This is a genomic window from Pseudomonas sp. MWU16-30323, from assembly GCF_020515595.1.
Lineage (GTDB): Bacteria > Pseudomonadota > Gammaproteobacteria > Pseudomonadales > Pseudomonadaceae > Aquipseudomonas > Aquipseudomonas yamanorum.
The window spans coordinates 86250-107229 of record NZ_JAIWYM010000022.1; the positions used below are offsets into that span (position 1 = coordinate 86250).

General features: G+C 61.7%; 22 protein-coding genes. 3 read left to right on the forward strand and 19 right to left on the reverse strand.

Translation table 11 applies throughout. The annotated features are described in order from the left end of the window. Positions 1-3 precede the first annotated feature (3 nt). From ccmE to ccmA, 5 genes are all read right to left on the reverse strand, one after another. On the reverse strand, positions 4-459 hold the full coding sequence (gene ccmE, locus LIY45_RS22310; protein WP_008434786.1) for a cytochrome c maturation protein CcmE: 456 nt from the start codon (positions 457-459) through the stop codon (positions 4-6). Next, positions 456-632, reverse strand: coding sequence for a heme exporter protein CcmD (gene ccmD / locus LIY45_RS22315; protein ID WP_008434788.1), 177 nt, complete (start codon positions 630-632; stop codon positions 456-458). Before ccmD ends, ccmE begins: the two co-directional genes overlap by 4 nt. Continuing rightward, on the reverse strand, positions 629-1384 hold the full coding sequence (locus tag LIY45_RS22320; RefSeq protein WP_003210634.1) for a heme ABC transporter permease: 756 nt from the start codon (positions 1382-1384) through the stop codon (positions 629-631). The genes ccmD and LIY45_RS22320 overlap by 4 nt, the downstream gene beginning before the upstream one ends. 85 nt (positions 1385-1469) lie before the next feature. Next, a complete protein-coding gene (gene ccmB / locus LIY45_RS22325) occupies positions 1470-2138 on the reverse strand; it encodes a heme exporter protein CcmB (RefSeq protein ID WP_003210635.1) in 669 nt (222 codons plus the stop codon). Further along, the gene (ccmA, locus tag LIY45_RS22330) at positions 2135-2770 is read right to left on the reverse strand and encodes a cytochrome c biogenesis heme-transporting ATPase CcmA (RefSeq protein WP_226477630.1); all 636 of its coding nucleotides are present in this window, start codon (positions 2768-2770) and stop codon (positions 2135-2137) included. Before ccmA ends, ccmB begins: the two co-directional genes overlap by 4 nt. Positions 2771-2968: 198 nt before the next feature. Between ccmA and LIY45_RS22335 the strand changes: the two genes are divergently transcribed. The 3 genes from LIY45_RS22335 (at position 2969) to LIY45_RS22345 (ending at position 6270) form a co-directional block, all read left to right on the forward strand. Beyond that, on the forward strand, positions 2969-4552 hold the full coding sequence (locus tag LIY45_RS22335; protein WP_226477631.1) for a flagellar hook-length control protein FliK: 1584 nt from the start codon (positions 2969-2971) through the stop codon (positions 4550-4552). Beyond that, complete coding sequence (locus LIY45_RS22340) at positions 4549-4878, forward strand: EscU/YscU/HrcU family type III secretion system export apparatus switch protein (RefSeq protein ID WP_003210638.1); 330 nt, start codon at positions 4549-4551, stop codon at positions 4876-4878. Before LIY45_RS22335 ends, LIY45_RS22340 begins: the two co-directional genes overlap by 4 nt. Before the next feature lie 228 nt (positions 4879-5106). Next, positions 5107-6270 carry a hypothetical protein gene (locus LIY45_RS22345; protein WP_226477632.1) on the forward strand — a complete coding sequence of 388 codons (1164 nt, stop codon included), beginning with the start codon at positions 5107-5109 and terminating at the stop codon, positions 6268-6270. 33 nt (positions 6271-6303) lie between these two features. Here the strand turns inward: LIY45_RS22345 and LIY45_RS22350 are convergent, their stop codons facing one another. From LIY45_RS22350 to flhA, 14 genes are all read right to left on the reverse strand, one after another. Then, on the reverse strand, positions 6304-6699 hold the full coding sequence (locus LIY45_RS22350; protein ID WP_226477633.1) for a DUF2802 domain-containing protein: 396 nt from the start codon (positions 6697-6699) through the stop codon (positions 6304-6306). After that, positions 6700-7185, reverse strand: a complete 486-nt coding sequence (locus tag LIY45_RS22355) for a chemotaxis protein CheW (protein ID WP_226477634.1) — start codon at positions 7183-7185, stop codon at positions 6700-6702. A gap of 73 nt (positions 7186-7258) precedes the next feature. After that, a complete protein-coding gene (locus LIY45_RS22360; RefSeq protein ID WP_226477635.1) occupies positions 7259-8062 on the reverse strand; it encodes a CheW domain-containing protein in 804 nt (267 codons plus the stop codon). 151 nt (positions 8063-8213) lie between these two features. Next, positions 8214-9002, reverse strand: a complete 789-nt coding sequence (locus tag LIY45_RS22365) for a ParA family protein (RefSeq protein WP_093207498.1) — start codon at positions 9000-9002, stop codon at positions 8214-8216. A gap of 51 nt (positions 9003-9053) precedes the next feature. Continuing rightward, positions 9054-9941, reverse strand: a complete 888-nt coding sequence (motD, locus tag LIY45_RS22370; protein WP_003210644.1) for a flagellar motor protein MotD — start codon at positions 9939-9941, stop codon at positions 9054-9056. 15 nt (positions 9942-9956) lie between these two features. Beyond that, positions 9957-10697: a flagellar motor protein gene (locus LIY45_RS22375; RefSeq protein WP_017477474.1), complete on the reverse strand. Its 741-nt coding sequence runs from the start codon at positions 10695-10697 to the stop codon at positions 9957-9959. Beyond that, positions 10697-11818, reverse strand: a complete 1122-nt coding sequence (locus LIY45_RS22380) for a chemotaxis response regulator protein-glutamate methylesterase (RefSeq protein ID WP_093207495.1) — start codon at positions 11816-11818, stop codon at positions 10697-10699. The genes LIY45_RS22375 and LIY45_RS22380 overlap by 1 nt, the downstream gene beginning before the upstream one ends. A gap of 49 nt (positions 11819-11867) precedes the next feature. After that, positions 11868-14093 carry a chemotaxis protein CheA gene (locus LIY45_RS22385; protein WP_226477636.1) on the reverse strand — a complete coding sequence of 742 codons (2226 nt, stop codon included), beginning with the start codon at positions 14091-14093 and terminating at the stop codon, positions 11868-11870. Positions 14094-14104: 11 nt separating this feature from the next. After that, complete coding sequence (locus LIY45_RS22390; protein ID WP_017477471.1) at positions 14105-14893, reverse strand: protein phosphatase CheZ; 789 nt, start codon at positions 14891-14893, stop codon at positions 14105-14107. Positions 14894-14911: 18 nt separating this feature from the next. Then, positions 14912-15286 (reverse strand): chemotaxis response regulator CheY, encoded by a 375-nt coding sequence (locus LIY45_RS22395; protein WP_005790040.1) that lies wholly within the window; start codon positions 15284-15286, stop codon positions 14912-14914. A gap of 170 nt (positions 15287-15456) precedes the next feature. Continuing rightward, positions 15457-16197, reverse strand: a complete 741-nt coding sequence (fliA, locus tag LIY45_RS22400; RefSeq protein WP_003214541.1) for an RNA polymerase sigma factor FliA — start codon at positions 16195-16197, stop codon at positions 15457-15459. After that, entirely contained in the window at positions 16194-17027 is an 834-nt protein-coding gene (gene fleN / locus LIY45_RS22405; protein WP_003192912.1) for a flagellar synthesis regulator FleN, read from the reverse strand. The genes fliA and fleN overlap by 4 nt, the downstream gene beginning before the upstream one ends. Before the next feature lie 105 nt (positions 17028-17132). Beyond that, entirely contained in the window at positions 17133-18449 is a 1317-nt protein-coding gene (gene flhF, locus LIY45_RS22410; protein WP_017477470.1) for a flagellar biosynthesis protein FlhF, read from the reverse strand. Positions 18450-18460: 11 nt separating this feature from the next. Continuing rightward, positions 18461-20590, reverse strand: a complete 2130-nt coding sequence (gene flhA, locus LIY45_RS22415; protein WP_026077959.1) for a flagellar biosynthesis protein FlhA — start codon at positions 20588-20590, stop codon at positions 18461-18463. Between the last annotated feature and the right edge of the window lie 390 nt (positions 20591-20980).

Below are 20980 nucleotides of genomic sequence, written 5' to 3' on the forward strand. Positions count from 1 at the left end.
GACTTAGCCCTCCTTGGCGGGGGTCGGGGCGGATTGGCCGCTGTCTTTGAGGGCCTTGGTGACTTCCGGCGGCATGTATTTTTCATCGTGCTTGGCCAGCACTTCATCGGCCACTACCACGCCGTCGGCGTTGAGCTTGCCGAGGGCGACGATGCCCTGCCCTTCGCGGAACAGGTCCGGGAGGATGCCGCGGTAGGTGATGGTCACGGATTTGTTGAAGTCGGTGACGATGAATTTCACGTCCAGGGAGTCCCCGGAACGTTGCAGCGAGCCCTTCTCGACCATGCCACCGGCGCGGATTCGGGTGTCCAGCGGCGCTTCGCCGTTGGCGATCTGGGTCGGGGTGTAGAACAGGTTGATGTTCTCCCGCAGGGCGCTCAGGGCCAGGGTCACGGCAATGCCCACACCGGCCATGATGGCCAGGATGATCAACAGACGCTTTCTACGCAGCGGATTCACTTTTCGGTCTCCCGGCGCAAACGACGCGCCTCTTGTTGCAGGTAACGCTTGCGGGCCAGGATCGGCGCGGCGACGTTGAGGGCCAGCACCGCCAGGCAGATGCCATAGGCCGTCCAGACGTACAGGGCGTGATGGCCCATGGCGAGAAAATCACTGAAAGAGTTGAAGCTCATCCACGGGCTCCCAGGCTGTTTTGCACTTCGGCCTTGACCCAACTGGTGCGGGCTTCACGCTTGAGCACTTCGAGGCGCATGCGCAGCAGCAGCACCGCGCCGAAAAAACAGTAGAACCCCAGCACCATCAGCAGCAGCGGCGCCCACATTTCCACGGGCATGGCCGGCTTTTCGGTGAGGGTGAAGGTGGCGCCCTGGTGCAGGGTGTTCCACCACTCCACGGAGTATTTGATGATCGGGATGTTGATCACGCCGACAATCGCCAGCACCGCGCAGGCCTTGGCGGCGCTGTCACGGTTGCTGATGGCGTTGCCCAGGGCAATCAGGCCGAAATACAGGAACAGCAGGATCAGCATCGAGGTGAGGCGCGCGTCCCAGACCCACCACGAACCCCAGGTCGGCTTGCCCCAGATCGCCCCGGTGACCAGCGCCACGGCGGTCATCCAGGCGCCGATGGGTGCGGCGCATTGCAAGGCCACGTCCGCCAGCTTCATCTTCCACACCAGGCCGACGATGCCGCACACCGCCAGCATCACATAGCAGGACTGGGCCAGCATCGCGGCGGGAACATGGATATAGATGATGCGAAAGCTGTTGCCTTGCTGATAGTCCGGCGGCGCGAAGGCCAGGCCCCAGACCAGGCCGATGCCGATCAGCAATACGGCGGCGATGCTCAACCACGGCAGCAGTTTGCCACTGATGCCGTAAAACCATTTGGGCGAGCCGAGCTTGTGAAACCAGGTCCAGTTCATGCTGTTTCCATCACGGTTGCTTCTCGTCGTTGCGAGAAGCTTAGGGTCTTTACTGGTTAAGGTTATATCGCTTAACCAGACCTCATTATTCGCCGACGCTGATCTTCAGGCCAGCCGCTATAGCAAAGGGTGTCAGGGTTACCGCCAGGGCGGCCAGGCTGCCAAGCCACAGGAGGTAACCGGTCGCCGGCATGCCCTGGAGCGCGGCTTGCAAAGCACCGCTGCCCAGGATCAACACCGGGATATACAAAGGCAGAATCAGCAGGGCCAACAGCAGGCCGCCGCGTTTCAAACCGACCGTCAGCGCCGCACCTACGGCGCCCAACAAACTGAGCACCGGCGTACCCAGCAATAATGACAGGAGCAACACCGGCAGGCACTCGGTGGGCAATCCCAGCATCATCGCCAGCAACGGCGCGAGCAATACCAGCGCCAGGCCGGAAAACGCCCAGTGTGCCAGCACCTTGGCCAATACCAGAAGTGGCAGGGGGTGCGACGAAAGGACCCACTGCTCAAGGGAACCATCTTCGAAATCACTGCGAAACAGCCCGTCCAGCGAGAGCAGGACCGACAAAAGCGCCGCCACCCAGACCAGTCCCGGAGACAAGGTTTGCAACAGTTTAGTCTCGGGGCCCACCGCCAACGGGAACAGCGCAATCACAATCGCGAAGAACACCAGCGGGTTGGCCAATTCGGCCGGGCGGCGACAGAGTAACCGCGCTTCGCGGGCGACCAACAGGGCAAAAACACTCATACCGACCACCGGCCCAGGTCGAGGTCGCGGTAACCGGCAGGCATGCGCGTCAAGGTGTGGTGAGTGGTCAGAACCACCATACCGCCCTGCTCGCAGTGCGCGGCAAGGTGTTCTTCCAGTTGGGCGACGCCTTGTTTGTCGAGGGCGGTGAAGGGTTCGTCGAGAATCCACAGCGGCGGGCCGTCCAGATACAAACGGGCCAGGGCCACGCGGCGCTGCTGGCCGGCGGACAGGGTGTGGCAGGGAACGTCTTCGAAACCCTTCAGGCCAACGGCAGCGAGGGCCTGCCAGATCGCGTCGCGGCTTGCGGGATGATGCAGGGCGCTGAGCCAACTGAGGTTTTCTTCGGCAGTGAGCACATCCTTGATGCCAGCGGCGTGGCCGATCCAGATCAGGTTGCGCGCCAGCTCGGTGCGTTGCTCGTGCAACGGTTTGCCGTTGAGCCGCACTTCCCCCGCCGTCGGCTGCATCAGGCCGGCCAACAGGCGCAACAGGCTGGTCTTGCCGCTGCCGTTGGGGCCGCTGACCTGCACCATGTCGCCGCCCGCCAGACGCAGTTCGAGGTGTTCGAACAGCATCCGCAGGTCACGTTCACAGGCGAGCGCTACGGCTTCTAGAAGAGGGCTGGTCAAGAGATCGCGGGCCTTTACGGTTCAAGTCGGCGGTGGAACGGCCGTTAAAGAGATGCACATTAACTGCTTTGGCGACCGTTTTTAGAGAGCTGGATCAATCAGTTGTGTTGTTTTTAACGCTCTCTTTGAAGACGGGCGGCATTATACATGTGATGCCCTACTCTAAAGAGGGCAATTTCCCTTGAGACGGCGCGCACGATGACCGGTGAGATCAATCTTCCCACGCTTCCTCCGACGCTGCCGGCCGGGCCTGTGCCCGCGCCTGCGACGGGTGAGCTGCTGAAACTGCTGGAGCCGCAGACCGGCCTGATTGACCCCGGGAAAACCGTAAACGCCGAGGTGCTGGCGCTGAAACAAGGCGGCGATGCCTTTCAGTTACTGCTCAAGCTGACCCTGGAAGGCGGCCGGCAAACCCTGGTGCAGGCCAGCAGCAGCCAGCCGCTGCCGCTGGGCGCCCAGGTGGAAGTCAGCCAGACCCCTTCGGGCAATTTGTCCATCAGCCTTCAGCAGGCGTTGAGTTCCAGCGTGGCCGCGCTGACTCGCATCGACACCACCCAACTGCCGGTGGGCACCCTGCTGCAAGGCAAGGTGCTGACCACCCAGGCGCTGCCCCAGGGTGCCAACCAGCCGGTGGTGTATCGCTCGCTGGTGTCGGTGCTCAATAACGTCCTCAGCGGCGCGACCCTGACCGTCGAAAGCCCGCAGCCATTGCGCGTCGGCAGCCTGCTCAGCGCCGTGGTGCAAAGTGCCCAGACCTTGAGCTTTGTGCCCCTGAGCGGGCGCCAGGACCAACTGGCCGTGGCCCAGCAACTCTCCACCCAGCAAAGCCGCCAGGGCTCGCTGGACGTGGTATTCACCGCGTTGCAAAGCCTGCCGGCGACCAGCAGCGACAGCACCTCGGTCGATTTGCGCGCCGCCGCCGAGCGTTTACTAGCGAGCCTGCCCGACCTGGCCCAAGCCAGCAATCCGAAGGTACTGGCGCAACTGATCCAGAACAGCGGCACATTCCTCGAAGCCAAGCTGCTCGCCGGGCAAAACCCGCAGATACCGCCGCTGGACATGAAGGGCGCCCTGCTGCGCTTCGTCGCCGACCTGCTGCCGGCCCTGCCCGCCAACACCAATCTCAATGGGATCCTGGCGTCCAACACCCTGGCGCAACTGCTGCCCAGCTTCGTGCGCAGCCCGCTGGGCACCCTCGGCCAGGTCGGCGCCCGCCAAGCGCCCGCAGGCTTTCCGCTGCCGGATCGGCTGATGCAACGCCTGGAAGGTGAGAGCGACCTGGAAAACCTGCTGCGCCTGGCCGCCGGCGCGATTTCCCGCCTGCAAAGCCATCAGCTGTCGAGCCTGGAACAAACCGGCACCACCGCCGATGGCAAGCTCTTGACCACCTGGCAGTTGGAAATCCCGATGCGTACCTTGCAGGACATCGTGCCGCTGCAGGTCAAGTTCCAGCGCGAAGAGCCCGCCCCCGACAAGGACCAGCCGGAGCGCAAGGACAGCAAGGACCCCAAGCAAATGCTCTGGCGTGTGGAAATGGCCCTCGACATGGAGCCCCTGGGCCCGTTGCAGGTCCAGGCGCAACTGAGCCAGGGCAAACTGTCGAGCCAGCTATGGGCGACCCGCCCGTTCACCGCCAGCCTGATCGAAAGCCACCTGGGCAGCCTGCGCGAGCGCCTGGTGTCGTCGGGGCTCAATGTCGGCGACCTGGACTGCCACCTCGGCACCCCGCCGCGCGGCCCGAAAACCGGACTGGAACAACGCTGGGTGGATGAAACCGCATGAAAAACCCCAACCCGCCCCGCCAGGCCATTGCCCTCAAATACGACGGGCAACAAGCACCGACCCTGACGGCCAAGGGCGACGACGCCCTGGCCGAAGCCATCCTGAAGCTGGCCCGGGAGAACGAAGTCCCGATCTACGAAAATGCCGAGCTGGTCAAATTACTGGCGCGCATGGAGTTGGGGGACAGTATCCCGGAAGAGCTGTACCGCACCGTCGCCGAGATCATCGCGTTTGCCTGGACGCTGAAGGGCAAGTTCCCGGTGGGATATGACCCGGACGCGGGGCCGGTGGAGCGGGACGTGACGGAAAGAGGTGACGATTATTAATGTGGGAGCGGGCTGATCGTTCCCACGCTCTGCGTGGGAACGCCGCCTCGGACGCTCCGCGTCCAACTGGCGCTACCCAGTTCACGTCTTGCGCAGTGGTGACGCGGAGCGTCACGGGATACATTCCCACGCAGAGCGTGGGAATGATCAGTTGCGGCGGGTGATGTATAGCAATTATATCTTTCAAGGTATAGATTATCTCGAACTCGATAGTTCAGGATAAAACCCATGAGCCCCACCCGCCCAATCCTCAGTCGAAAGCTACTCGCCGAAGCGCTCGCCCGTGATTTGGCGGGCGAGTCATTTGCCGATTACAGCTCCGGCATGTTCCTCGCGGCGCCTCGTCGCACCGGCAAAAGTACGTTCCTGCGCAACGACCTCATCCCCGAATGCAAGGCACGAGGCTGGCTGCCGGTGTACGTGGACCTCTGGATGAACCGCGAAATCGACCCCGCCGAGCTGATCGCCGGCGCCATCGGCAAAGCCCTGGGCGAGTTCGAAAGCGCGGTGAGCAAGGCGGCCAAGAAAGCCGGCATCGACAAGATCAGCCTGCTGCGCACCTTGAGCTGGGATTTCACCAAGCCTCAACTGCCCGCCGGCACCACGCTCAGCCACGCCCTGGACGTACTGCATCAGGTCTCGGGGCAAATGATCGTGCTGATCGTCGACGAAGCCCAGCACGCCCTCAACAGCGAAGGTGGGGTGAACGCCATGTTCGCCCTCAAGGCAGCGCGAGATCATCTCAACGGCAGCAGCACCACCGATGGCCTGCGCCTGGTCTTCACCGGGTCCAGCCGGGACAAACTGGCCAACCTGGTACTCAAGAGCAAACAACCGTTCTTCGGCGCCCACATCACGCCGTTCCCACTGCTGAGCCGGGACTTTGTGGAGTTCGTGACGGACCTGTGGAACCAGCGCCTGGCCGCAACCAACCAGTTCAACCTTGAGGATATGGACTATGCGTTCCAGCTCGTCGGCCGGCGCCCGGAAATGCTCAACAAACTGTTGACCGAAGTGAGCGTGGGTCTTGGCGAGGCCAGCAATCTTGGCGAGCTGCTGAGGACGGGAGCACTGAATCACCAGGCCGGCATCTGGAGCGACTACGAGAGCGCCTACAACGACCTCTCCCCCCTGCAACAGGCGGTACTCGAAGTGATGGGCGAACGAACCCTGGGCAAGCAAGCGTTTTCGCCTTTTGCGGAAAAAACCTTCCAGGATGTGAACCGCAAACTGGAGCAGGCCCAGGTCGAGCCGAACGCCAGCACCCCAAACGTGCAGAAAGCACTGGAAGTGCTGCGGGAGAAGGAGTTGGTCTGGAAAGCCAACCGTGGTGAATATGCCCTCGAAGACTCGACCATGGCCGAATGGCTGAGCAATCGGCATCAGCTATAAGCGACAAGCCAACCTGCTTGCCGCTCGTAACCTTCAGTTGTCCTTGTGCAGCCGGCTCATCAACTGCGCTTCAGCCTGGGTCAACCCGCAGGACTGCGTCAGCTCATCCACCGTCGCGCCCATGCCCACCAGCTTCGCCGCCTGGGCGAATGAGAGGCTCGACGGGTCGCGCTGCTCGAGTGCCGACAGCTTGTCCGGCAACGGCGCCAGCACCGCACGCAGTTCGTGCACTTCATCCCCCACACGCACCGCGCTCTGCTGGAAGTGGTCGACCCGCTTGGCCAGCTCCAGGATTCGCCGGTCGCGCGCAGCGTCGCGCTCGACCTGTCGAGCAGCCCATTCCCGTTGCTGGCGCACGTAGCGCAGCAGAAAGCCCAAAGTCCCGGCCCACAGGATGGCCAGGACGATCACCGCTACCTCAAGGAACAATCAGATATTCTCCAGATCCTGCCATTCTTCTTCGCTCATCATCTTGTCCAGCTCAACCAGAATCAGCAGTTCGCCGTTCTTGTTGCAGACACCCTGGATGAACTTGGCCGATTCTTCGTTGCCGACGTTCGGCGCGGTCTCGACTTCAGATTGGCGCAGGTAAACCACTTCCGCCACGCTGTCGACCATGATCCCGACCACTTGCTTGTCGGCTTCGATGATCACGATGCGGGTGTTGTCGTTGACTTCGGTCGGTACCAGGCCGAAACGCTGGCGGGTGTCGATCACGGTTACAACGTTACCGCGCAGGTTGATGATGCCCAGCACGTAGCTTGGGGCACCCGGCACCGGAGCGATTTCGGTGTAGCGCAGCACTTCCTGCACACGCATCACGTTGATGCCGTAGGACTCGTTGTCCAGCTTGAAGGTGACCCATTGCAGGATTGGATCATCCCCCTGACCTTGTGCGGACACTGACTTGTTCATACTCCAGACCCCTTCAAATACCGTTGGTTACGGTGTGTGTTCTTGGGCAGCGCCGTAGCGCTGCTGCTTGTTATCAAGTGCGTTTGTTGAGCGGCATGGCTTTTACCGCGCCGCTGGCAATCAGCTCCGCCAGTTCGGCGACATCCAGCAACGCGCACATGTGTTCGATCACGGTGCCCGCCAGCCATGGCCGCTGGCCGCGGTGGCTGCGCCATTTGATTTCGTTCGGGTCCAGGCGCAATGAACGGCTGACCTGATGCACTGCCAGCCCCCACTCGTAGCCCTGGACCGAAATAACGTATTGCAGGCCCTGGCGGAAATCATCCCGATAGCGGTCGGGCATCACCCAACGCGCGGTGTCCAATACCTTCAAGTTGCCCTGCTGGCTCGGCAGGATCCCGAGGAACCACTCCGGCTGGCCGAACAGCGGCGTCAACTCCTGGCCTTCCAGGGAGTAGATCGACCCCAGGCACACCAGCGGCACCGCCAGGGTCAACCCGGCGACGTCGAACAGCAAGCATTCGAACGGTTCTGCGGCCCACACAGGGCGACCATCGCCCTGCACCGGCGGCGGGGTGATGCTCGGCGGGAGATGAACCTCAACCACCGGCGCGATCACCACAGGCGCAACAGGCGTAACAGGCTCCGGCACAGCCACCGGTTGCGGAACGGCTACGGGAACCACCAACGCATCACGTGCCTGTTCTTCCAGGACCGCCAACTGAAACTCGTCCAGGGCCGCAGGTTCAGGCTCGATGACTTCATCGAGGATCAGAATCGGTTCCGGCATTTCCTCGGTCGCGTCCTGGAGCAAGGCGTCCAGGTAGGACTCCAGCGCCAGTTGCGGCCGGGTCTTGAAATCAACGGGACGGTTCATCTGTATGCCCACGCGCAAGCCCCACTCACCCTGTATGCAGAGGCTATCGGCCTGTAAGTGTCCGGACTTGAATCGAGAGCCGGTTTTGTCAGAAAAACCGCGGCGTCTGCATCGCTGGCAAGCCAGGCGCCTACAGGGCTGTTTATGATCATCACGCCACCTGCGCCACAAGTTGCTGGGACAACAGGTGCTTGAGCAACGCCCGATACGCCAGCACCCCACGGCTCTTGCCGTCGAATTGCGAAGGCGTCAGCCCTGCCCGGCTCGCATCCCGCAGGCGCGTATCCACCGGGATATAGCCTTGCCAGATAGTGTCCGGATAAGCGTCGCGCAATACCCGCAGGGTGCCGAGTGAGGCCTGGGTACGGCGGTCAAACAGGGTCGGCACGATGCTGAACGGCAACGCCTGTTTGCGCGAGCGGTTGATCATTGCCAAGGTGCTGACCATGCGTTCCAGGCCTTTGACGGCCAGGTGCTCGGTCTGCACCGGGATCACCAGCTGTTGGCTGGCGGCCAGGGCGTTGACCATCAGCACACCCAGCAACGGCGGGCTGTCGATGATCGCGTAGTCGAAGTCCTGCCACAGCTGCGCCAGGGTCTTGGCGATCACCAGGCCCAGGCCGCTCTGCCCCGGCGACTGACGCTCAAGGGTGGCCAGGGCGGTGCTGGACGGCAACAGCGAGATCTTTTCATTGCTGGTAGGCAGCAACAGTTGGCCCGGCAAATCGGTCGGCACGCTGCCCTTGTGCAGGAACAGGTCGTAGCAACTGTGCTCCAGGGCATCCGGGTCATAGCCGAAATAGCTGGTCATGGAGCCGTGGGGGTCCAGGTCGACCACGACCACACGCTTGCCGGCCTCTGCCAGCAAGCCGGCCAAGGCGATGGAAGTGGTGGTTTTACCGACACCACCCTTTTGATTGGCAACTGCCCAGACTCTCATTCGGATTGTTCCTCCCGGCAGGCACAGGCTCGACCGAGAAATGGCATGGGGTTATAGAGCCGGTGACGGAGAATTGACGGCACTCCCGCGAACCGGCGCCTTTACGGGCGCTGGTGCAGTTTGTGTGCCAGCCCGCTTCAACGCGGCATCCGGTGTTGCATTGGCGGTGCCGGTACCGGTCAGGCTGCGGCGCACATCCAGGTTGCGCGACACCACCAGCACCACCCGACGGTTGCGCGCGCGGCCTTCTGCCGTGGCGTTATTGGCCACCGGCTGGAACTCGCCATACCCCACCGACGCCAGGCGCCCGGGGTTCACACCCTGCATCGCCAGCATCCGCACAATACTCGCCGCGCGGGCCGAAGACAGCTCCCAGTTGGTCGGATACTGCGCCGTGCTGATCGGCAGGTTGTCGGTAAACCCTTCAACGTGGACCGGGTTCTCAAACGGCTTCAGGATCGCCGCCACCTTGTCGATGATGGTGAACGCCTGGTCGCTGGGCATCGCATCGGCGCTGGCGAACAGCAGGCTGGAATTCAGCTCGATTTCCACCCACAACTCATTGCCGCGCACGGTCATCTGGTTGGAGCTGATCAGGTCGCCAAAGGCTGCACTGATGTTATCGGCGATGCTTTTCAGCGGGTCACTGGTGCCACCAATGCCGGCGGCGGTTTCATCGCTGTCATTGACCAGCGGCTTGGCCGGGGTCACGGTCTTGGGGCGTTCTTCGCCGATGGGAATCGGCTTGAGGGCGCGGTCAGCGTCGTTGAACACGCCGATCAGCGCCTGGGAAATGACTTTGTACTTGCCTTCGTTGATCGAGGAAATGGAGTACATCACCACAAAAAACGCGAACAACAGCGTAATGAAGTCGGCGTAGGACACCAGCCAGCGTTCATGGTTGACGTGTTCTTCAGGCTCGCGGCGGCGACGGCTCACAACAAATACCTCCCATCAATCCATGAAGCCCTGAAGCTTCAATTCGATGGAGCGCGGGTTTTCACCCTCGGCAATCGAGAGGATGCCTTCGAGCAACATCTCGCGATAACGCGACTGGCGCATGGCGATCGACTTGAGCTTGCTGGCCACCGGCAACAACACCAGGTTGGCACTGGCCACGCCGTAGATGGTGGCGACGAACGCCACGGCGATCCCGCTGCCCAGTTGCGACGGATCCGCCAGGTTGCCCATCACGTGGATCAAGCCCATCACCGCACCGATGATGCCGATGGTCGGCGCATAGCCGCCCATGCTTTCAAAGACTTTGGCAGCGTTGATGTCGCGGCTTTCCTGGGTGTAGAAATCCACTTCCAGGATGCTGCGAATCGCTTCCGGCTCAGCGCCGTCCACCAGCAATTGCAGGCCTTTGCGTGCGTAGCTGTCGGGCTCGGCATCGGCCACGCCTTCCAGGCCCAGCAGGCCTTCCTTGCGCGCCGTGAGGCTCCAGTTGACCACCCGGTCGACGCCGCCCGGCAGGTCGACACGCGGCGGGAAAATAATCCAGATAAGGATCTGCATCGCCCGCTTGAACGAACTCATGGGCGACTGCAGCAAGGCTGCGCCCACCGTGCCGCCGATCACAATCAACGCTGCCGGGCCATTGGCCAGGGCACCCAGATGGCCGCCTTCGAGGTAGTTGCCGCCGATAATCGCGACAAACGCCATGATGATGCCAATCAGGCTCAATACATCCATTACAGGCAGGCCTCCACCAGATGCTTGCCGATGTCGTCCAGGCTGTAGACGGCGTCGGCCAGGTCGGCTTTGACGATGGCCATGGGCATGCCATAGATCACGCAGCTGGCCTCATCCTGGGCCCAGATCGCGCTGCCGCCCTGCTTGAGCAGGCGCGCGCCTTCACGGCCGTCGGCGCCCATGCCGGTCAATACCACCGCCAGAACTTTGTCGCCGTAGGACTTGGCGGCGGAACCGAAGGTGATATCTACACACGGTTTGTAGTTCAGGCGCTCGTCACCCGGCAGGATTTTGATCGCACCCCGGCCATCGACCATCATCTGCTTGCCGCCAGGGGCCAGCAGTGCGAGGCCCGGGCGCAGGATGTCGCCATCCTCGGCTTCCTTGACGCTGATGCGGCACAGCTTGTCCAGGCGCTCGGCGAAGGCCTTGGTGAACGCGGCCGGCATGTGCTGGATCAACACGATCGGCGCCGGGAAGTTGGCCGGCAGCTGGGTCAACACCCGCTGCAAGGCAACCGGACCGCCCGTGGACGTACCGATGGCCACCAGCTTGTAGGCCTTGCGCTTGGGTGCAGGCGAATGCGCGGCGGGCGCAGCCGTACGCACAGGGGCTGCGGCCGGGCGCGCAACCGGCGCAGGCGCCGGGCGACCAAAGGTGCTGGGGGCTGCCGGTGGCGGTGTAACAGGTGCCGGCGCCGGTGCACTGAACAGGCTGCGTCGGTTACTGCGGGAGATGCTGTGCACCTTCTCGCAGAGCATCTGCTTGACCTTCTCGGGATTGCGCGAGATGTCTTCGAAATTCTTCGGCAGGAAGTCCACCGCGCCGGCGTCCAGCGCATCCAGGGTGACCCGGGCGCCTTCGTGGGTCAGCGAAGAGAACATCAACACCGGAGTCGGGCAGCGCTGCATGATGTGCCGCACCGCCGTGATGCCGTCCATCATCGGCATCTCGTAGTCCATGGTGATCACGTCTGGCTTGAGGGCCATGGCCTGATCGATCGCCTCTTTGCCGTTGGTGGCCGTGCCGACCACCTGGATATTGGAATCCGATGAAAGAATTTCCGAGACGCGGCGGCGAAAGAAACCTGAATCGTCCACCACCAGGACCTTGACTACCATAAACACTCCGTTAGGCCGGGCGAGGGACAACCGCCCTGCCCGGGCCGAATCAAATACGCCGTGCGGCGTAACGCTTGAGCATGCTCGGAACATCCAGAATCAGCGCGATCCGACCGTCACCGGTAATGGTCGCACCCGACATGCCCGGGGTTCCCTGCAGCATTTTGCCCAAAGGCTTGATGACCACTTCTTCCTGGCCCACCAGCTGATCGACCACAAAGCCGATCCGCTGGGTGCCCACGGAGAGAATCACCACATGGCCATCGCGCTGCTCTTCATGCTTGGCCGAAGCCACCAGCCAGCGCTTGAGGTAGAACAGTGGCAGCGCCTTGTCGCGTACGATCACCACTTCCTGGCCGTCCACCACGTTGGTGCGCGACAGGTCGAGGTGGAAGATTTCGTTGACGTTGACCAGCGGGAAGGCGAACGCCTGGTTGCCCAGCATCACCATCAGGGTCGGCATGATCGCCAGGGTCAACGGCACCTTGATGACGATCTTCGAACCCTGGCCCTTGGTCGAGTAGATGTTGATCGAGCCGTTGAGCTGGCTGATCTTGGTCTTCACCACGTCCATGCCCACGCCACGGCCCGACACGTCGGAAATCTCGGTCTTGGTGGAGAAGCCCGGGGCGAAGATCAGGTTGTAGCACTCGGTGTCGGTGAGGCGGTCGGCGGCGTCCTTGTCCATCACGCCACGCTTGACCGCAATGTTGCGCAGTATCGTGGGGTCCATGCCTTTGCCGTCGTCGGTGATCGACAGCAGGATATGGTCGCCTTCCTGCTCGGCCGCCAGGATCACTTTGCCCTGGCGGTTCTTGCCCGAGGCTTCGCGTTCTTCCGGCGTCTCGACACCGTGGTCGACCGCGTTGCGCACCAAGTGGACCAGCGGGTCGGCCAGGGCCTCGACAAGGTTTTTGTCGAGGTCGGTTTCTTCACCCACCAGTTCCAGGTTGATCTCTTTCTTGAGCTGGCGTGCCAGGTCGCGAACCAGGCGCGGGAAGCGGCCGAAGACTTTCTTGATCGGCTGCATCCGGGTCTTCATGACGGCGGTTTGCAGGTCGGCCGTGACCACGTCGAGGTTCGACACGGCCTTTTGCATGGCCTCATCGCCGCTGTTCAGGCCCAGTCGCACCAGGCGGTTACGCACCAGCACCAGTTCGCCGACCATGTTCATGATGTCGTCCAGGCGCGCGGTATCAACCCGCACGGTGGTTTCGGCTTCACTGGCCGGTTGCTTGTCGGCGACCGGAGCGGCAGCGGCACGCGCGGGTGCTGGGGCCGGTGCAGGTTTGGCAGCTGCAGGCGCAGCGGCCTTGGCGGCCACCGGCGCTGGCGTTGCCACCGCTGCGGCAGCTGTAGCAGCCGGTGCAGCAGCGCCGACCACTTCGGTGAACTTGCCCTTGCCGTGCAGTTCATCCAGCAGGGCTTCGAATTCGTGATCGGAGATCAGTCCATCGGCGGCCGGTGCAGCGTCAGCAGTAGCAGCAGCCGGTGCTGCGGGTGCGGCGGCGGTTGCGGCAACTTCCGGCAGTGCATCGGCAGCAAACGAGCCTTTGCCGTGCAACTGGTCCAGCAGCGCTTCAAATTCGTCGTCGGTGATTTCGTTGCTGGCAGGCGCCGCGGCTTCCGTAGGCGCTGGCGCTGCGGCCACCGCGTCCGGGGCAAACTGGCCCTTGCCGTGCAACTGGTCGAGCAAGGACTCGAACTCGGCGTCAGTGATGTCCTCAGTGGTCGGCACCACGGCCGGCGCACTGGCCGCCGGAGCCTCGGCTTCGGCCTTGACGGCGTTCAGCGAGTCCAGCAGTTGCTCAAATTCGCTGTCGGTCACGTCGCCCGCAGGCTCGGCGACAGGCTCAGCCACCGCCTCGACCACCGGCGCATTGGCCGCCGGTTCCGCCAGGCGCGCCAGGGCGGCCAGCAGTTCCGGCGTGGCGGCCGTGATCGGTGCACGTTCGCGCACTTCACTGAACATGCCGTTGACCGCGTCCAGCGCTTCCAGGATCACGTCCATCAGTTCCGAGTCGACGTGCCGCTCACCCTTGCGCAGGATGTCGAACACGTTCTCGGCGATGTGACAGCACTCCACCAGCTCGTGGAGCTGGAGGAAGCCGGCGCCCCCTTTTACAGTGTGAAAACCGCGAAAAATTGCATTGAGCAGGTTCGCATCATCCGGTCGGCTTTCCAGCTCGACCAGTTGTTCGGACAGTTGCTCTAAAATTTCGCCGGCCTCTACAAGGAAATCCTGAAGGATTTCTTCATCGGCGCCGAAGCTCATGGGTGTGCTCCTTAGAAGCCTAAACTGGACAGCAAATCGTCTACGTCGTCTTGCCCGGATACAACGTCTTCACGTTTATCGGCATGAATCTGCGGACCTTCACCCTTGGCGAGGTGTTTTTGTGGATCTTTTTCAGAAAGGATCGCTTCGCGGTCATGTTCGATGCCGGCAAACCGGTCGACCTGGCCCGCCATCAACACCAGTTTGAGCAGGTTGCTTTCCACTTCGGTGACCAGTTGGGTCACGCGCTTGATCACCTGACCAGTGAGGTCCTGGTAGTCCTGGGCCAGCAGAATGTCATTCAGGTTGCTGGAAACCGTGCGGTTTTCCTGCTCGCTGCGGGACAAAAAGCCCTCGACCCGACGCGCCAGCTCACGAAACTCTTCAGCGCCCACTTCCCGACGCATGAACCGGCCCCAGTCAGTGCTCAGGGCCTTGGCTTCACTGGCCATACCGTTGACCAGAGGCGTGGCGTTTTCCACCAGGTCCATGGTGCGGTTGGCCGCCGCCTCAGTCAGCCTGACCACATAGGACAGGCGTTCGGTGGCATCCGTGATTTGCGAGATTTCTTCGGCCTGGGGCATGTGCGGGTCAATCTGAAAATTGACAATCGCACTGTGCAACTCACGCGTGAGCTTGCCCACTTCCTGGTACAGGCCGCGGTCACGGGTCTGGTTGAGCTCATGGATTAACTGCACCGCGTCACCGAAATGGCCTTTTTCAAGGCTTTCGACAAGTTGGTGAGCATGTTTTTTCAGGGTCGACTCAAAGTCGGCCTGCGATGATTCTTTATGCTCCATAGCTCCCCCGTGGCAGCATCAATGACCGATGCGTTCGAAGATCTTTTCGATCTTCTCTTTCAAGGCCAGTGCAGTGAATGGCTTGACCACGTAGCCGTTAACCCCGGCTTGGGCGGCTTCGATGATCTGTTCACGCTTGGCTTCAGCGGTCACCATCAGCACAGGCAGGCTGCGCAGTTTTTCATCAGCGCGCACGTGGCGCAGCAGATCGATACCGGTCATGCCCGGCATGTTCCAGTCTGTTACCAGAAAGTCGATGCTCCCGCTGTTGAGGATCGGAATCGCCGTAATGCCGTCATCCGCCTCGACCGTGTTAGTGAACCCAAGGTCACGCAACAGGTTTTTTATGATCCGCCGCATCGTTGAGAAGTCATCAACGATGAGGATTTTCATGTTCTTGTCCAATTCGACCTCCAAGCAGTCTTAAACGCGCCCAGCACCTGGGCGCGCCATATCAATCAACAGGCGTTACACAAAAAGGACTACCGGGGGCGCACCACGGGCCAAGCCCGTCCGGGCGCAGAGCCCGGACGGTATCGTTCGCAGTGTCCCCACACTGCCTGTCAGCGCGCTCGCCACTCTCCCAAACGCCCCCGCAAGCGGGCCGCGCACTGGCTGTGTAACTGGCTGACCCGCGATTCGCTGACCCCCAGGACCTCACCGATTTCCTTGAGGTTCAGCTCTTCGTCGTAGTACAGCGCCAACACCAGTCGCTCACGCTCCGGCAAATTGGCAATCGCGTCCGCCAGCGCACGCTGGAATCGTTCATCTTCCAGATCGCGTGACGGTTCGAGATGAGCACTCGCGCCGTCCTCGTGCAGCCCTTCATGTTCGCCGTCCTGCAAAAGGTCGTCGAAACTGAACAGGCGGCTGCCCAAGGTATCGTTCAAAATCCCGTAATAATCGTCGAGACTCAATTGGAGTTCGGCCGCAACTTCGTGATCTTTAGCGTCGCGACCGGTTTTTGCTTCAATTGAGCGAATTGCGTCACTCACCATCCGCGTATTGCGGTGTACCGAACGCGGCGCCCAATCACCTTTACGCACCTCATCGAGCATGGCCCCACGGATACGAATCCCCGCGTAGGTCTCGAAACTCGCGCCCTTGCTCGCGTCGTACTTGGTCGACACTTCGAGCAAGCCGATCATCCCGGCCTGGATCAAGTCTTCGACCTGCACACTGGCAGGCAAGCGCGCCAGCAAGTGATAGGCAATGCGCTTGACCAGGGGCGCATAGCGCTCGATCAATTCGACCTGACTGTCACGTGCCGACTTTTTGTAAAGGTTGTAGCCGCTGGCTGTCATAGCACCGGTCCTGCGCTCGTCTGATGCACCAATCGCTCGACGAAAAACTCCAGATGCCCCCGAGGATTGGCGGGCAACGGCCAGGTATCGACCTTCTGGGCAATAGCCTTGAACGCCAATGCGCACTTCGAACGAGGAAACGCTTCATAGACCGCACGCTGCTTTTGCACGGCCTTGCGTACGCACTCGTCGTAAGGAACTGCGCCAACGTATTGTAAGGCGACATCGAGGAAGCGATCTGTGACCTTGGTCAACTTGGCGAACAGATTCCGCCCTTCCTGCGGGCTTTGGGCCATGTTGGCCAGCACGCGGAAGCGGTTCATGCCGTAGTCGCGGTTGAGCAGTTTGATCAGGGCGTAGGCGTCGGTGATCGAGGTCGGTTCATCGCACACCACCAGCAATACTTCCTGGGCGGCGCGCACGAAGCTGACCACGGATTCGCCGATCCCGGCGGCGGTGTCGATCACCAGCACGTCGAGGTTGTCGCCGATGTCGCTGAACGCCTGAATCAGGCCGGCATGCTGCGCCGGGCTCAGGTGCACCATGCTCTGGGTGCCGGAAGCGGCCGGCACGATGCGGATCCCGCCGGGGCCTTGCAACAGTACGTCGCGCAGCTCACAGCGGCCTTCGATCACATCGGCCAGGGTATGTTTGGGCGTCAGTCCCAGCAGAACGTCAACGTTCGCCAGACCCAGGTCAGCATCCAGCAGCATGACGCGGCGGCCAAGCTCTGCCAGAGCCAGGGACAAATTCACTGACACGTTAGTTTTCCCGACGCCACCTTTGCCGCCGGTCACCGCGATCACCTGTACGGGATGCATGCTGCCCATTTTATTTCTTTACCTTGTCTTGCTTAGACGCAGGCTACATAAGTTGGCCGCGGGAACTGCTGGCAGGCCATCGATGTAGATACTTTGCAATGTGTTCATATTGCCTCAGCCGACTCGCTTGTTCGGGCTGTGGTAGAGGTCAGCAAACATGTCAGCCATCGCTTCCTCACTCGGTTCTTCCTGCATTTGCACGCTGACAGCCCGGCTGACCAACTGATGACGGCGCGGCAGATGCAAATCATCCGGGATCCGCGGCCCGTCGGTCAGGTAGGCGACCGGTAACTCATGACTGATGGCCAGGCTCAATACTTCGCCCAGGCTTGCTGTTTCATCCAGTTTAGTCAGGATGCAGCCCGCCAGCCCACAGCGCTTGTAGCTGTGGTAGGCGGCGGTCAATACCTGCTTCTGGCTGGTCGTGGCAAGTACCAAATAGTTCCTGGATTTGATCCCGCGCCCGGCCAGGCTTTCCAGCTGCATGCGCAGGGCCGGGTCACTGGCTTGCAGGCCGGCGGTGTCGATCAGCACCACGCGCTTGCGCAGCAGCGGGTCGAGGGCGTTGGCCAGGGACTGGCCCGGGTCGACGTGGGTCACCGGCACATTGAGGATGCGGCCCAGGGTCTTGAGTTGCTCCTGGGCGCCAATGCGGTAGCTGTCCATGCTCACCAGCGCGATGTTCTGCGCGCCGTACTTGAGCACATAACGTGCGGCCAGCTTGGCCAGGGTGGTGGTCTTGCCCATGCCGGCAGGGCCGACCATGGCAATCACGCCGCCTTCTTCCAGGGGTTCGATTTCCGGGGTGACGATCATCCGCGCCAAGTGGGCCAGGAGCATGCGCCAGGCCTGGCGAGGTTCTTCAATTTGGGTGGTCAGTTGCAGCAGGTCGCGGGACAACGGGCCGGACAGGCCGATGCGTTGCAGGCGACGCCACAGGTTGGCCTGTTGTGGCTGGCTGCCCTGCAACTGGTTCCAGGCCAGGGAGCCCAACTGCACTTCCAGCAGTTCACGCAGGCCGTTGAGTTCGAAACGCATCGAGTCGAACACCCGCTGGTCTACCGCTGCCGCCGGGGCGGGCGCAGCAGGACGCGGCGGTTCAACAAAAGTCGGCTCTACCAGAGGCTCGGACGCCGTCAGCGGCAACCCGGCAAACAACTGGCGATTGGTGGAAGCGTCGCTGTCGCCACGCATGCTCAGTTCAGCCTGGGCCGAGACAATGCGCGAAGCGGTCTTGCGCAGCTCGTCTTCCAGTTCCATGTTCGGCACGCGCGGCGCCAGGGCCGAGGGCTTGTAATCCAGGGCAGCCGTCAGCTCCACACCGCCGGCAATACGACGGTTACCGATAATCGCAGCGTCGGCGCCCAACTCATCACGTACCAGTTTCATGGCCTGACGCATATCGGCGGCGAAAAAACGCTTCACTTGCATATCCCACTACCTCAGCCGTTGGGCCCTACTGTCGCGACGATAGTCACTTGCTTATTGTCAGGAATTTCCTGGTAAGCCAATACATGCAAATTCGGTATAGCCAGGCGTCCAAACCGAGACAACATCGCCCGGACGGGGCCAGCCACCAGCAGGATCACCGGATGGCCTTCCATTTCCTGGCGCTGCGCGGCCTCAATCAACGAACGCTGCAGCTTCTCAGCCATGCTTGGCTCCAGCAACACGCCTTCATCAGCGCCCTGCCCAGCCTTCTGAATACTATTGAGCAATATTTGTTCCAACCTTGGTTCCAAGGTGATCACAGGCAGCTCAGAGTCAAGCCCTACAATGCTTTGGACGATTGCACGCGACAATCCGACGCGCACTGCGGCCACCAAGGCGGCAGTATCTTGACTCTTGGCGGCATTGTTGGCGATAGCTTCGGCAATGCTGCGAATATCCCGCACCGGCACCTGTTCGGCCAACAGCGCCTGCAGCACCTTGAGCAGTTGCGAGGTAGACAGCACGCCCGGCACCAGCTCTTCGGCCAGCTTTGGCGAGGCCTTGGCCAGCAATTGCAAGAGTTGCTGGACTTCTTCGTGGCCGATCAGCTCGTGGGAATGCTTGTACAGAATCTGGTTGAGGTGGGTCGCGACCACAGTGCTGGCGTCGACCACGGTGTAGCCCAGCGACTGCGCCTGGCTGCGCTGGCTGATTTCGATCCAGACCGCTTCCAGGCCAAAAGCCGGATCTTTGGCGGTAATGCCGTTGAGCGTACCGAACACCTGGCCCGGGTTGATCGCCAGTTCGCGGTCCGGGTAGATCTCGGCTTCGGCCAGGATCACCCCCATCAGGGTCAGGCGGTAGGCGCTGGGAGCCAGGTCGAGGTTGTCGCGGATGTGCACGGTAGGCATCAGGAAGCCCAGGTCCTGGGACAACTTCTTGCGCACCCCCTTGATCCGCGCCAGCAACTGCCCGCCCTGGTTGCGATCCACCAGGGGAATCAGGCGGTAGCCCACTTCCAGGCCGATCATGTCGATCGGGGTCACGTCGTCCCAGCCCAACTCCTTGGTTTCAAGGGCCCGGGCCGGCGATGGCAGCAGTTCTTGCTGACGCGCCACTTCCTGCTGGGCAATCACCTTGATGTTGTTTTGCTTTTTCCAGAACAGGTAGGCACCGCCGGCGGCCATGGCAGCCATGCTCAGGAACGAGACGTGAGGCATGCCCGGCACAATGCCCATGATGGCCATGATGCCCGCCGCCACGGCCAGCGCCTTGGGCGAGGCAAACATCTGCCGGCTGATCTGCTTGCCCATGTCTTCGGAGCCCGAAGCACGGGTCACCATGATCGCCGCCGCTGTAGATAACAACAGTGATGGCAATTGCGCCACTAAACCGTCACCGATGGTCAGCAAGGCGTAAACCTTGCCGGCATCGCCGAAGGTCATGCCGTGCTGGAAGATGCCGACCGCCATGCCGCCGATCAGGTTGATAAACAGAATCAACAGGCCGGCGATGGCGTCGCCGCGCACGAATTTGCTGGCACCGTCCATGGAACCATAGAACTCGGCTTCCTGGGCGACTTCAAGACGACGGGATTTGGCCTGGTTCTGGTCGATGAGGCCGGCGTTGAGGTCGGCGTCGATGGCCATCTGCTTGCCGGGCATCGCGTCGAGGGTGAAACGCGCGCTCACCTCGGAAATCCGCCCGGCGCCCTTGGTCACTACCACGAAGTTGATGATCATCAAGATCGCAAAAACCACGATACCGACCACGTAGTTACCGCCGATCACCACCTCACCGAAAGCCTGGATCACCTTGCCCGCGGCGGCGTGACCGTCCTGGCCGTGGAGCATCACCACCCGGGTGGAGGCCACGTTAAGCGCCAGCCGCAGCAGCGTGGCGATCAGCAGAATCGTCGGGAACACCGCGAAATCCAGCGGCCGCAGGGCGTACACACACACCAGCAGCACGACCACGGACAGCGCAATGTTGAAAGTGAAGAACACGTCCAGCAGGAACGGCGGCATTGGCAACATCATCATTGCCAGCATCACCAGCAACAACAACGGCACACCCAGATTGCCTCGCGAGAGGTCAGTCAGGGTGCCACGGGCCGTGCTGAGCATTTGAGAGCGATCCACCGGTATTCCTCGTTTCCTTGAAGCAAACTTTTGACGCCGGGAGGCGTCCTGAAGGCGGTATTGCAAGAAGCCTTCCAACTTTTGCTTGAGGGAGCAGATCGGTCTCACGGACAGCGAAGGGCTAGCGCCGTACACACATCACCTGTGGCGAGGGAGCTTGCTCCCGTTGGGCTGCGCAGCAGCCCCAGAACGGCTTACGCGTTTTTGCCTGAATAACCGCGATAGCTTTATTGGGGGCGCTTCGCACCCCAGCGGGAGCAAGCTCCCTCGCCACACAAGCTCGTTCGCGGGAGATGGCGAAACGTCCGACAGGTATTCAGAGTCATCGACAGCATCAGTACCGAAGACCTGCTGGTCAACCTCACCGAAACACTGGCTTCAGCCCATGCG